The organism is Colwellia sp. NW0002-52-1 (assembly GCF_057550865.1).
In genome coordinates, this window is the sequence record NZ_BAAJLU010000017.1 from 62,425 (window position 1) to 75,774 (window position 13,350).

A 13,350-nucleotide genomic window follows, 5' to 3' on the forward strand; every position below is an offset into this window, starting at 1 on the left:
TACGTAGTTGGTAATTTCTTTCCTCGCTATATACGCTATTTATTATTTCTGCTATTTTTATTTAACAAACAAAGATAATTTCTACTGCCTATTCCAATAATTATGTTATCTATTTTTTCATAACGGAAACAAATAATTACAAGACATAAGATTTAATAAGCAGTTATTTTACTTATCAATTTATAACGTAGTAGTTATTCAACTTGGTATTAGTTAATTTATATATTGCGCATTAAAAAACAACAATCAGACTTGAAAAGTTAATGTTATATGACAACTAAATTGAAAGATCGACCATTAGAAAGCAAAATTATTTTGACCGGTAGCGCAGCTGCTGTTCTTGCTTTTATCCCTATTCTTTTATATAGCATACAGATTCAAGATACAGTAGAAATAATACTATCGTTAATTGGAATGATAGCGATCTTGATTATATTCTTAGGTGTTTTATTTACCAATAAAACCAAAATATTTAGTTATTTACTTGCTGTTTCTGCTCAAATCATAATTTTAGTTGCTGTTGAGCTTAGAGGTGAAAATTTAATTTATTGGGCTTTTCCGTTAATAATTGCATGCTTTTATTTACTACCAACGATAGTCGCTAGTATTTTAAATGCAGCATTAATTACTGGCATTTTTTACCTCACCTGCCAACAAGTTGAAAGCTTTATATTGCTTAGAATTGTTGTAACCTTAATTTTAACTAACGTTTTTGCAGCTGCATTTTCAATATTTATGCAAAATAAAAATCAGCAACTATTGCGCAGTGACAACTTAAATCAACTCCGTAATAAAATTCTTGAGTTAATTGCTGGCTCTGCACCATTATCACAAATACTGCCAGCCATAATACTCGGAATTGAAAAAGTACACCCTAAAATGTTGTGTAGTATTTTACTCATTGATGAGTCAGGTAAACTCCTATTACAAGGTGCTGCACCTAGCTTACCTGACTTCTATAACGAAGCAGTAGACGGTTTTGAAATTGGTCAAGGCAAGGGATCTTGTGGCACGGCCGCGTTCACAAAAAAAAGAGTTATTGTGAGCGATATATCAACACATCCTTTTTGGTCTGCCTGGGCTCCACTCGCTAAATCAGCTGGTTTATCAGCATGTTGGTCAGAGCCTATTATCGACAGTAAAGATAATTTACTGGGTACCTTTGCTATTTATCATGGTAAAAAGTCTAGCCCAAACAAAACTGACTTTGCTTTAATTGAACAAATATCAAACCTTGCTCGTATTGCTATTGAACGCGACAAAGCTGATAAAACTATTTGGCATCAGGCAAATTTTGACAGTTTAACAAAACTGCCAAATCGTAATCTTTTAATGGAGCATTTAAACACTGCACTATCGACTGCGAAACAAGAAAAAAATCAGCTTAGTATCGCAATGTTAGATATAGATAACTTTAAAGATATTAATGACTCTCTTGGACATAATGTTGGCGATGAATTACTAATAGCAAGTGCTACACGTATCAAAAGCTGCATTCGAAAAAATGATATCGTTGCCAGGTTAGGCGGTGATGAATTTATTATAGTACTAGTAGGCCCTACTACTTCTGTAGATATTGAAAACATAGGGCAAAGTATATTAGTTGCTATTGACCAACCCTTTATTATCGACGAAAAAAGTGTTCACTGTACGGCAAGTATTGGTATTGCTACTTATCCTAACGATGCCATTCATATAGATTCGCTGCTAAGGAATGCAGATCAAGCTATGTATAATGCTAAAAGTTTTGGCCGCAATAGTGTTCAACTATTCACTGAAAATATGCGAACTGACTTTCTTAAGCGTATGGAAATTATTAAAGATTTACGTATCGCTTTAGCTCAAAAACAATTTCATATGGTTTATCAACCCATTGTCAACTTATCAAACAATAAAGTGTTAAAAGCTGAAGCGCTGATCCGTTGGCAGCACCCTGAAAAAGGTTTAATTTCACCATTAGATTTTATACCGATTGCAGAAGCAACAGGCTTGATAGTAGAGATCAGCGAATGGATATTTTCTGAAGTATCTAAAAAAGTAAAATACTGGCGAGAGATGTTTTGTCCAGAGCTAATGATCAGCATAAATACATCACCAGTTCAGTATAAAGACCAAGGAAAGCAAATTACCGCTTGGGTCGACTCAATGGCAATACAAAATCTTCCTACGCAAGCTATAGCCATTGAAATTACCGAAAACCTATTAATGGAAAACCAAACAGAAGTTGTTCGGGTACTTGATCAAATTCGTCAACAGGGTGTTGCTGTTGCCATTGATGATTTTGGTACTGGATACTGTTCATTCTCATATTTGAAAAACTATGCTATTGATTACTTAAAAATCGATAAAAGTTTTATCCAGAAAATGTCAGCAGATACTAAAGATGCAGCACTTTGTGAAGCCATTATAGTAATGGCCAGTAAACTCAATATTGATGTTATTGCAGAAGGCATTGAAACTATTCAACAAAAGGAGTTTTTAACACAAGCTGGCTGCCTTTATGGTCAGGGGTATTTATTAGCAATGCCAATGTCTGATATTGATTTTGAACAATTACTGATTAAAGAAACAATAGCGAAATAAGCACTTTAACTTAATTTATATCGTCATTAATAAGTAACTTCATTGATAAATAAGGCTGGTATTATTAACGATACTTCACAATTGATTATTGCTGTACAGCCTGCCTTTAAGGTATCTTAGTTGTTAAAGAAACATGATAACAAACGATATAAAATGAGTATACCTACCGATAAGCTATGGATAAATAAAACGTTCGAGCAACTAAATACAGCCGAACTTTACGACTTACTTAAGTTAAGAATTGATATATTTGTTGTCGAACAAAGTTGTTTTTATCCTGACCTAGACAACCTTGACCGCCACCCAGATACTCAGCACTTATTTTGCTATCAAGCAGATGTAATGACAGCATATCTTCGTATTCTTCCTAAAGGGCTAACTTATCCAAACAACATCAGTATTGGACGAGTTGTAACTGCCCAAAGTGCTCGCGGAAGCGGCCTTGGTCATGAATTAATGCGTAAAGGTTTATCACTGTGCCTTAATATTTTCCCTAATGATACGGTAAAAATCTCAGCACAAGAGCACTTAGAAAAGTACTACAATCAACATGGTTTTGAACGTGTGAGCGAGATGTACTTAGAAGATGAAATTCCGCATATTGCTATGCTTAAAACGCGTTAAGTTAAACTTGCAAAACTAAAAATGCCAACAGTAATGTTGGCATTTTTATAAGAAATAAAAAACGACTTAAGTTTTAGGCAAAAACAAATAAGCGAATATTTTCTATCGATAAAACGAGTAATACGATAAAGGTTGCCAATACACCTATTTGACGAGGCTTAGAGCTACCAATTGTTTTACTAATACCAATAGCGTGCGCCAAACGTGCTAACAATAAAACACCGCCAAGAAAGTGTAACAATAAAGCCGACGCGCCATTTATTTCATAACAGCCCATTAGTATTAATGCCAACGGAACATATTCTGAAAAATTGCCATGAATACGAACACGTTTAGCTAAGGTTGCGCTCTCACCTGTACCTATACCAACCTTAGCACTCAAGCGTTCACGAATTATATTAATTGAAAATCCTATAAATAAGAGTGCTAATAGGCTTGCATAAAAGCCAGTTATTGAAAGCGATGTCATGGTATTTCCTTTGAGATTAATAATGAATAAATTTCATCTATTGCGAAATATTAACGATTAAGCACTTAAATTCATAGCAGTATTTACACTTTATACATTGCAACCTATCAATTCTCGTAAATACCACTAAATATGGCTATGAAGTAAATTAACTCGCTGTAACTATTAGATTACTTCAACGTCAGGCAATTTTAATAATGATAAAAAATGAAATGCTTTTGATTAATAGCAGGTCTACTATGGTTAACTACATAACGCTTTATACATCCACTTTTTAGACGTGAGATAATTATGAAAAAAATTCTAGGCTTAGTTTTAACATCTTCGGTACTTATTTATGCATCGTTAGGCCATGCAGCTGAAAGCAAGAAAGCTATTTTAGCTGGCGGTTGTTTTTGGTGTATGGAATCTGATTTCGAAAAGCTCCCCGGCGTTACCAATGTTATATCTGGCTTTACTGGCGGAAAGATAAAGAATCCCACCTATAATGGCGATCATACCGGCCATTATGAGGCGGTAGAAATAACTTATGATCCAACCTTAGTCAGCTATCAGGCTATACTCGATCATTACTGGGTAAACATTGACCCATTTGATGCCAAAGGGCAATTTTGTGATAAAGGTCCAAGTTACCTAAGTGCTATTTTTGTCGCTAACGAGCAAGAGCGTAAACTCGCTGAAGCAACAAAATCAGCAGTAAAAGCAGAGTTTCCTGATCAAACGGTTGTTACGCCTATATTAAACACTAGTACCTTCTACCCTATAAAAGGAGAAGAAAGTTATCATCAAGATTATTATAAAAACAACCCGATTCGATACAACACCTATCGCTGGCGATGTGGCAGAGATAATCGTTTAGACGAAATTTGGGGAGACAGAACAACGCATTAATTACATTAGTTTTATGTAATATCCCGAAAATTAAGCTGCAGTAATGTTACTGAATTTAAATTATGGCTCGTCAATCAATTCAATAAACGGTAGCGGTTTAGATAAAGCTTCGTAGCAAGTTTAATAGTAAACTCAAACGCCATATACAAAAAAGCTCGCCTAGGCGAGCTTTATCATTTTAACGTAACGCAACATTGTTTATCTTAGGTTTAACTTAAGATAGTTTCTCATCTAACAATGCACTAACTTGTTCAACTGGCTGAGTGCCGTCAATGGTTAAATAAGCACAAGCATCTGCTTTAGCTTCAGCTCGGTAATAAGCAACAAGTGGCTTGGTTTGTTCATGATAAATGCCTAAACGCTTACGCACAGTAGCTTCTTCATCATCAGGACGAATTGCTAATTCATCGCCAGATACATCATCTTTACCTTCCACTTTCGGTGGATTATAAACGATATGATAAACGCGACCAGAGCCAGCATGAACACGGCGACCAGCCATACGTTCAACAATAACTTCGTCTGGTACGTCAAATTCAATAACATAATCAACCGCAACGCCATTTTCTTTCATTGCGTCGGCTTGAGGAATAGTGCGAGGAAAACCATCCAGTAAAAAACCAGCTTTACAGTCATCTTGAGCAATACGCTCTTTAACTAAACCAATAATTAATTCATCAGAAACGAGCTGACCTGCGTCCATTACTGCTTTAGCTTTTTTACCAAGATCAGTACCTGCTTTAATTGCAGCACGAAGCATATCACCAGTAGAAATTTGTGGAATGCCAAATTTAGCCATTAAAAATTGTGCTTGAGTACCCTTACCGGCACCAGGTGCACCTAATAAAATAATGCGCATTTAGTATAACCCTATTTAATAAATGAATTGGTTTTCGAAATTGCAAACACTATACATTTTCAAAGGATTTCAAACAAGTGGTAAGCACTGTAAATAAACAAAAAAGGAGCTAAAAAGCTCCTTTTTTTGACTAAAGTCTAACGACATTATGACTTAAGTAGTATTCAACCTAAGTTGTTACTATTTAGTCAGGCTTAGCATTAACTTGTTTAAACGTGACACAAATGTAGCTGGGTCTTTTAAGCTGCCACGTTCTGCTAGCATAGCTTGTTCAAATAAAACTTCAGCCCATTGCTTAAATTGTGCATCGTCTTGTTCATCAGCAACATGTTTAATTAAGTCATGCTCAGCGTTAATTTCAAAAATTGGTAATGAATCTGGTACTTCTTGACCAACCGATTGCATTAACTTCATCATTTGGCTGCTCATGTCATGCTCGTCGGCAACAATACACGCTGGAGAGTCAGTTAAACGTTGTGAAATTTTAACGTCTTTAGCTTTGCCTTCAAGCGCTGTTTTAATACGAGTAACAACAGAATCAAATTCTTGTTCAAGTTTTTCTTGAGCTTCTTTAGTTTCTGCATCATCCATATCGCCAAGGTCTAAACCGCCACGAGTTACAGACTGTAATTGCTTACCGTCAAACTCAGTTAAATGGCTTACTAACCATTCATCGATACGGTCAGACATTAATAAAACCTCAATGCCTTTCTTGCGAAATACTTCTAAGTGCGGGCTATTTTTAGCGGCTTCAAAGCTGTCTGCAACCACATAATAAATTTTATCTTGGCCTTCTTTCATACGCTCAATATATTGGGCAAATGAAGTACTTTGCATACTGTTATCTTGATGTGTAGAAGCAAAGCGCATAAGTTTTGCAATACCATCTTTATTGGCTGAATCTTCTGCTGGACCTTCTTTAAGCACTTGGCCAAATTCATTCCAAAATAGTTGATATTGTTCAGCGTCTTTGTTGCCTAATTTTTCAAGCATTTTTAAAACACGTTTAGTACAACCCTTGCGAATTGCTTCTGTGATTTTGTTATCTTGTAAAATTTCACGTGATACGTTCAAAGGTAAATCGTTTGAATCTAATAAACCTTTCACGAAACGTAAATAGCTAGGCATAAATTGCTCAGCATCATCCATAATAAATACACGTTGAACAAACAGTTTTAAACCATGCTGTTTTTCACGGTTGTGCATGTCAAATGGTGCTTTCGACGGGATATAAAGTAATGAAGTATATTCTGTTTTACCTTCTACTTTGTTGTGTTCCCATAAAAGCGGGTCGCCAAAGTCGTGTGAAACATGCTTATAAAACTCTTTATATTCTTCGTCTGAAACGTCAGATTTTTCACGAGTCCAAAGCGCTGTTGCTTTGTTTACCGGTTCCCAAAGTGCAGGAACAGCATCGCGTGCTTCAATAGCTGGTGAAGTAACATTACCTTCGTCGTCTTTTACTTCAGCTACCGCTTCAACAGCAGGAACTTCAGGTGTTAACATTTCTACAGATACAGAGATATGATCAGAGTATTTAGTGACTATCGACTTTAAACGCCAATCGTCAGCATACTCGCTTTCTTCTTCTTTTAAGTGAAGAATAATGTCAGTACCACGGTTAGTTTTTTCGATTTTAGCCGTAGTGAATTCACCTTCACCGGCACTTGTCCATTCAACACCTTCAGAGGCAGCAACACCTGCAGCGCGTGAACGAACAGTTACTGAGTCAGCAACGATAAATGCAGAGTAAAAACCAACACCAAATTGACCAATTAATTGTGAGTCAGACGCTTGGTCTCCAGAAAGTTGTGAGAAAAACTCAGCCGTGCCTGATTTAGCAATGGTACCTAAATGCTCAATGATTTGGTCATGTGTCATACCAATACCGTTATCAGAAATTGTTAAGGTATTGTTTTCTTTATCACAACTTACACGAACACGTAAATCACCGTCGCCTTCATAGAGATCAGCGTTCGATAATGCTTTAAAACGTAACTTATCAGCGGCATCTGCGGCATTAGAAACTAACTCACGTAAAAATATTTCTTTGTTTGAATAAAGTGAGTGAATCATCAACTGTAATAGTTGTTTTACTTCGGTTTGAAAACCATGAACTTCTTTTTGACCTGCTTCTGACATCTTGAAACTTCCTAATCTAACTAACATGAAAACATTTGATAATTGTGCGTAGTAAACACTTTTGTTTAATACTCACTCGATAACTAACATGTGGGGGTCGCAAAAATGTTTTCAAGCACATAATTAAAATTTTTATTCGAGCGCAAAATTTCATTGTGTTATATCTAAAGCTCTGAAACTGCATAAAGCCTAATAAAAGTAAGCAACAAATATTTTTAAATACCCTACATCAAAAATAATAATTTGCTTCTGGCAACGTCAATCTTTACATTGAAGCTTCACCTTTTATTGCGCAAGTCAGGCGCAGACTTCTTTTAAGAATAAGTGTCTCACAGGGATTCAATATGCTTTTTGATCGAAACAACAATGCCGCTATTTTATTAGCAGGTATTTTGGCGTTAGTTATTGGTGTTGGAGTTGCGCGATTTGCTTTTACATCATTACTCCCTGCTATGTTAGAAGAAGACCTCAGTATTGCTTTTGCAGGCTTATTGGCATCGATTAATTATGTCGGTTATTTATCTGGCTCAATTTTTTCAATTTTTATAAAAGATATACACGCCAAAGTTAAATTCTTTCGTATCGGCTTAGTTTTATGTATTTTAACATCCCTGATTTTGGCCTTTAATGAAAATAACATTATTTGGTTAATATCACGTTTACTCGCAGGGTTCGGTGCTGCCATGGCACTTGTTGTGGGCTCGGCTATTGTGATGTCAAAGTTACAAAACACCAATAAAACTAAAGCAATGGGTATTCACTTTAGTGGCTTAGGCTTTTCTATTTTAGTGTCTGATTTAATTATGCGTGCTGTATTTTCTTCTGGCGGTAACTGGCAAAATGCTTGGTTCGTATTAGCCATTGCAGGTACCGTGTTCGCTTGTTATTCAGGCTATATTCTCAGTTTTGAAAAACAACCTGCAGAGCAAGTTGTTAAACATAAATTTGATAAATCACTATTTACTCCCCTAGTTATTGTATTGGCACTAGCCTACTTTACTGAAGGTGTAGGCATGGTAGTTCAAGCAACGTTTTTACCTGATATTGTTAACTCATTACCTGGACTCGACGGTTATGGTGGTTACGCTTGGTTAGCGGTAGGTTTAGCCGGAATTCCTTCTTGTATTATCTGGATGCGTTTAGCACACAAATATAACAGTATCGATATTATGATGGTGGCAATGGCGTTGCAGGTGGTTGGTATTTTAATCCCGATATTTTCCGCTAATATTTATCTTAATTTGATCAGTGGCATTTTATTCGGAGCCACCTTTATTGGGCTTGTGTCATTGTTTATGAATTATGGTGGCCAACTCGCAGGTAAAAACCCAGTTTTTATTATGGGATTAATTACCGCAGCTTATGGTGTAGGGCAAGTGGTGGCGCCGCTATATTGCGTGGCGTTAATCGCGAAATTTCATAATTATAACGCGGCACTTTATCTCACCGCGTTTATTGTTTGTTGTGGAATATTATTACTTAAATATGCACAAACAAATTTAATTGTTAAAACACCTGTTAAAAATATTGGCTAGTATTTTGCTGTTAAGCGCCATTCACGGCTACATTCACTGCTAAGTGTATTCACAAGTTAAAGCCAATAGACTTAGCAGAGTTCTGAGCAAAAAAGCTGAAAGATATAAAACAAGTTAGCACTAAAAGTTATAGTTTTTGCGCCCCGACAAGGCATGCGACAATGTATTACCGTCAACATATTCTAATTCACCACCAACAGGCACACCGTGTGCAATTCTTGATATTTCAACATCATAGGTTTGGGTAAGTTCAGCAATAAAGTGCGCGGTGGCTTCGCCCTCTACAGTTGGGTTAGTGGCTAAAATAACTTCACTAAATTGCCCTGTTGCTAATTGTTTTTCTAAAATATCTAAACCTAAATCATCGGGACCAATACCATCAAGCGGAGATAAATGCCCCATTAGCACAAAATAGCGACCTTGAAACTCACCGGTTTGCTCTATCGCAATAACGTCCGCAGGTGTTTCAACAATACATAATTGCGTGGCTATTTTGCGCTTAGGACTTTGACAAATTTCACATAGCTCTTCTTCAGTAAAATTACGACATTGTTGGCAATGACCAATATTTTCCATAGCGCGTGCTAACGTTTGAGAAAGCTTACTGCCACCATGGCGATTGCGCTCAAGTAAATGAAAAGCCATACGTTGTGCTGACTTTGCACCAACACCAGGTAAACACTTTAATGAATCAATAAGTTCTTGAACTAACGGGCTAAATTTCATTACGACTCTTTCTTGGCTTGGTTGACTTTCATTTACTTAACGCTAAGCAAATGAATAATATTAAGAGCACAGTTTATCATCAGGTATAAAGATTGATAATAAATAATTAAAAGAAATTATTGATAGAAATAAACGAACACCATAGATTCGCAATTGTCGAACAACTGGGTTTGCTGCGTAATATAATAAAAGTGCTCAACCCCTAATAATTGCAATAAGTCCATGTCGGGCACCTAACAATTACTTTAGCTACTTATATTTTAAACTCTACTATTTCTTCTCTATAAGTTTTAACGGTTTTTCCATTTAGCAATGCGGGCTTATATAGCCATTTACTAAATGCTCTTTTAGCTTCACTTTCAAATATACCTTCAGGCTGAGAATCTAAAACATTTATATTGGTTACTCGACCATTCTCAGAAATAACCGCCGACATTTTAGCCCAGCCCTCAACTTTTTCTTCTGCAGCTTTCTTTGGATACTTTGGTGAAATATGAACAATCCACTTAGTTGGTGCATCAACTTGGTTAAGTTGGTATACAGTCTGATCAGTGCTTTTATTTACTTGAGTTGAGGCACAGCTAATTAAAGTTGTACAAAATAATATTGCTATAAATTTACACATTAATAATCCTTAAATATAACGAAACTTTAAAGTTGTTCTTTTAGAAAAACAGCATTTCAATTTATTCAAAATAAAACTCGACACCCTACTGAAGTACCTTGCGGCTTTAACTCATAACATCAAAGCATTACCAGCCTCCACTTTACATTTATGCAATTGACAGATGAATATTAACTCTAATCAAACCGTTTAACTTCGTAGCCAATACCTTTAGGATTTGTAAGATCGACAGTAATGGTTTTATCACCATAACTGTGCCTATTGCACTTTGCTCGGACAACTAGTTTTTGAATTTTAGGAGGAATTTTGATATCACATAAACGTCTTGTAAATGGTTGTTCATATACATGAGGGTGAGTTAATGTTTTCTCCCATAATATATTATGAGACGCATCCAAAATATCCCAACCATCAGCATAATGCTCCCAGTCTTCATCGTTATGTCTAACTGATACTTTAAAGCACCAACTTCCATCGAATTGCTGGGCTGCTGAAACAAAAGTAACTTGAGCCTTATCAAAAGACTCTTCCACGTTACTTTCGGTAGCGAAAACTGTAGAAGTAAATAACCATAAAACTAAAAGTATTCTCATGATTTCCTTATTCATCTTTTACTCATAGCAGTGTATTAATGCGCATTTCGATTTATTCAAAATAAAACTCGAAATCATATTAGGCACAATAAACTTTTTTTAATATTATAAATAAGTTACCAGTAATCATTTGCCATTTCAAACTACACTTTGTTTGTAAAAAATGTGCATTATGAATAATGAGCCGAGGCAAGTCACCTTACCATATAATTGTAATATGGCACCTATCTACAAACTTAGGCTGATAAACTAAGGTATTATAAATTTACCGATATAATAAATACTTACTCAACTTTGTGGTTGATATTGTGCTAAGTTTGTCTTTAGAAAATTATCGTGCCGAATTTAAAAAAACGAATAATTAGTTTAATAATCAGTATTATAGATTGGTGTAACAACATCTAGCTTAATCTTTAGCTTTGGCAATTGTAGGGTCAACCATGCTCACGAATATTATCATTACCCTTGCGTTATTAATCTTAAGCTTTTTTGCTTTACAGAGATTATTTGTTCTACCTAAAAATGTCTGGTTACTATTTTTAGTGCAGCCTTTAGTTATGGCGGCGTCGCCGGTTATTGTGTTTATAGGCGGCATATTAGCCACCAGCATGGGTGCAGACCCCGCTTTAGTTACCTTGCCCGTTACTATGATGATACTCGGTGTAGCTAGTGGCGCTATTCCTGCGGCTTTATTAGCTAAAAAAAAGGGCCGTCGTTTTGCATCATTCACTGGTTTCAGTTTGGGGTTTTCAGGGACTATGTTGGCAGCAATTGCTGCGTTAAATGGCAGTTTCGAGCTGTTGGTATTAGCCAGTTTATTTTTTGGTATCAGTACCGCATTTATTCAACAATTACGTTTTGCCGCGATTGAAAGCGTCAGTGACAGCAATGAAATACCCAGAGTACTTTCTATTTTAATGCTTAGCGGTATTTTTTCCGCTTTTTTAGGCCCTGAAATTGCCGTAACTGCCAAAGACTGGATCAGCTCACCTTATGGTTATGTCGGTTCATTTTTATGTCTTTCTGGGCTCTTTGTTGTGGCTATGTTCTTAATGCTTAGCTTTAAAAATCCACAAGCAAAACACAATAATAACCCAGGTGAAATTCGGCCATTAAGTGTCATTATTAAACAACCTATTTTTATAATTTCGATTCTCTCGGCCGCTATTGGTTTTGCGCTTATGAGTTATTTAATGACTGCAACGCCATTAAGTATGCATAAATTACATGGTCATAGCTTAAACGATACAAAGTGGGTCATTCAAAGTCATATTGCTGCTATGTTTATTCCTTCTTTATTTACTGCGTTATTAGTTAAACGCATTGGTTTAAAGAACTTAATGTTAGTCGGCACCGTTATTTATGCTGTGGTTACCGTAATTGTATTGTCTGGTGAGCAAGTGATGCATTATTGGTGGGCATTAGTGTTATTGGGTATTGGCTGGAATTTTCTTTTCCTCACAGGCACATCGTTACTCCCCCAAAGCTATCGCGACAGCGAACGACATAAAGTGCAGGCGATCAACGACTTTATTATTTTTGGCTTTCAGGCCACTGCTTCGTTATTAGCGGGTTGGATATTATTTAAAGCGGGTTGGCATGTTGTGGTATTTACCAGCCTGCCATTTATTGTCATTTTGTTTATGGTGAGTTGGTTTTACTTTAAAAAAGAGCGCGAGAAAACCCGTCAGTTTCATGCTAATAAAGCGGCTAATTAGCAAATAACCCAGTATAAAGAACAAAATATCAAAGTGAGATAAAAAATTTGAGTACCTTAATGGTCTTACAACGCGGTGCACCTGTCTTGGCGGCTATTTCCAAGCCTGTAGACAAGGTTAACACTGATGAAATAAAACAGTTAATTGTTGATTTAAAAGCTACCGTTACCGCCGAAAAAGGCGTAGGTATTGCAGCACCACAGGTAGGTAAAAGTCTTAGATTATTTATTATGTGTTCTGCCCCAAGTGAACGCTATCCAGATGCGCCATTACTTGCACCTAGTGTCATCATAAATCCAGAAATAATTGCAACGAGTCATCAGCAAGAGTTAGCTTGGGAAGGTTGTTTAAGTGTTAAAGGCAAACGTGCGCTTGTCCCCAGATATTCCAGCATAGAAGTTAAGTATCTTGATGAAAACGCCACAAAGCATCATAAAACCCTAACCGGATTTCTAGCGAGAATTTTTCAGCACGAGTTAGATCACCTTGATGGTATAACCTTTATTGAGCGATTAAATGATGAAAGCGATGCCATTGACGAACAGCAATGGCGTCAACAAAACTTAAGTAGCTAAACCTAATTAG

The 13,350-nt window shown here is 36.2% G+C and carries 12 protein-coding genes; 6 read left to right on the forward strand and 6 right to left on the reverse strand.

The window, feature by feature from the left end; all coding sequences use genetic code 11:
* Positions 1-270 precede the first annotated feature (270 nt).
* A complete protein-coding gene (locus tag AC27H3_RS15040) occupies positions 271-2,583 on the forward strand; it encodes a bifunctional diguanylate cyclase/phosphodiesterase (protein ID WP_487107417.1) in 2,313 nt (770 codons plus the stop codon).
* A gap of 153 nt (positions 2,584-2,736) precedes the next feature.
* On the forward strand, positions 2,737-3,207 hold the full coding sequence (locus AC27H3_RS15045) for a GNAT family N-acetyltransferase (protein WP_487107419.1): 471 nt from the start codon (positions 2,737-2,739) through the stop codon (positions 3,205-3,207).
* Positions 3,208-3,280: 73 nt separating this feature from the next.
* Here the strand turns inward: AC27H3_RS15045 and AC27H3_RS15050 are convergent, their stop codons facing one another.
* Positions 3,281-3,676: an MAPEG family protein gene (locus AC27H3_RS15050; protein ID WP_487107421.1), complete on the reverse strand. Its 396-nt coding sequence runs from the start codon at positions 3,674-3,676 to the stop codon at positions 3,281-3,283.
* 291 nt (positions 3,677-3,967) lie between these two features.
* Between AC27H3_RS15050 and msrA the strand changes: the two genes are divergently transcribed.
* Positions 3,968-4,567 carry a peptide-methionine (S)-S-oxide reductase MsrA gene (gene msrA / locus AC27H3_RS15055; protein ID WP_487107423.1) on the forward strand — a complete coding sequence of 200 codons (600 nt, stop codon included), beginning with the start codon at positions 3,968-3,970 and terminating at the stop codon, positions 4,565-4,567.
* Positions 4,568-4,781: 214 nt separating this feature from the next.
* On the opposite strand, the gene adk is transcribed toward msrA, so the two are convergent.
* Both adk and htpG read right to left on the reverse strand, forming a co-directional pair.
* A complete protein-coding gene (gene adk / locus AC27H3_RS15060) occupies positions 4,782-5,426 on the reverse strand; it encodes an adenylate kinase (RefSeq protein ID WP_487107424.1) in 645 nt (214 codons plus the stop codon).
* Between the two features lie 180 nt (positions 5,427-5,606).
* Positions 5,607-7,568 carry a molecular chaperone HtpG gene (htpG, locus tag AC27H3_RS15065; protein WP_487107425.1) on the reverse strand — a complete coding sequence of 654 codons (1,962 nt, stop codon included), beginning with the start codon at positions 7,566-7,568 and terminating at the stop codon, positions 5,607-5,609.
* Between the two features lie 344 nt (positions 7,569-7,912).
* Here htpG and AC27H3_RS15070 point away from each other — a divergent pair, with 344 nt between their 5' ends.
* Positions 7,913-9,103, forward strand: coding sequence for a YbfB/YjiJ family MFS transporter (locus tag AC27H3_RS15070; RefSeq protein ID WP_487107426.1), 1,191 nt, complete (start codon positions 7,913-7,915; stop codon positions 9,101-9,103).
* Between the two features lie 120 nt (positions 9,104-9,223).
* Here the strand turns inward: AC27H3_RS15070 and recR are convergent, their stop codons facing one another.
* The 3 genes from recR to AC27H3_RS15085 form a co-directional block, all read right to left on the reverse strand.
* The gene (gene recR / locus AC27H3_RS15075; RefSeq protein WP_487107428.1) at positions 9,224-9,829 is read right to left on the reverse strand and encodes a recombination mediator RecR; all 606 of its coding nucleotides are present in this window, start codon (positions 9,827-9,829) and stop codon (positions 9,224-9,226) included.
* A 253-nt stretch (positions 9,830-10,082) separates the two neighbouring features.
* On the reverse strand, positions 10,083-10,454 hold the full coding sequence (locus AC27H3_RS15080; RefSeq protein ID WP_487107430.1) for an energy transducer TonB: 372 nt from the start codon (positions 10,452-10,454) through the stop codon (positions 10,083-10,085).
* Between the two features lie 176 nt (positions 10,455-10,630).
* Positions 10,631-11,062, reverse strand: coding sequence for a hypothetical protein (locus AC27H3_RS15085; protein WP_487107432.1), 432 nt, complete (start codon positions 11,060-11,062; stop codon positions 10,631-10,633).
* Positions 11,063-11,487: 425 nt separating this feature from the next.
* Between AC27H3_RS15085 and AC27H3_RS15090 the strand changes: the two genes are divergently transcribed.
* Both AC27H3_RS15090 and def read left to right on the forward strand, forming a co-directional pair.
* The gene (locus AC27H3_RS15090) at positions 11,488-12,765 is read left to right on the forward strand and encodes an MFS transporter (RefSeq protein ID WP_487107434.1); all 1,278 of its coding nucleotides are present in this window, start codon (positions 11,488-11,490) and stop codon (positions 12,763-12,765) included.
* 59 nt (positions 12,766-12,824) lie between these two features.
* Positions 12,825-13,340 carry a peptide deformylase gene (gene def / locus AC27H3_RS15095; protein WP_487107436.1) on the forward strand — a complete coding sequence of 172 codons (516 nt, stop codon included), beginning with the start codon at positions 12,825-12,827 and terminating at the stop codon, positions 13,338-13,340.
* The last annotated feature ends 10 nt before the right edge of the window (positions 13,341-13,350 follow it).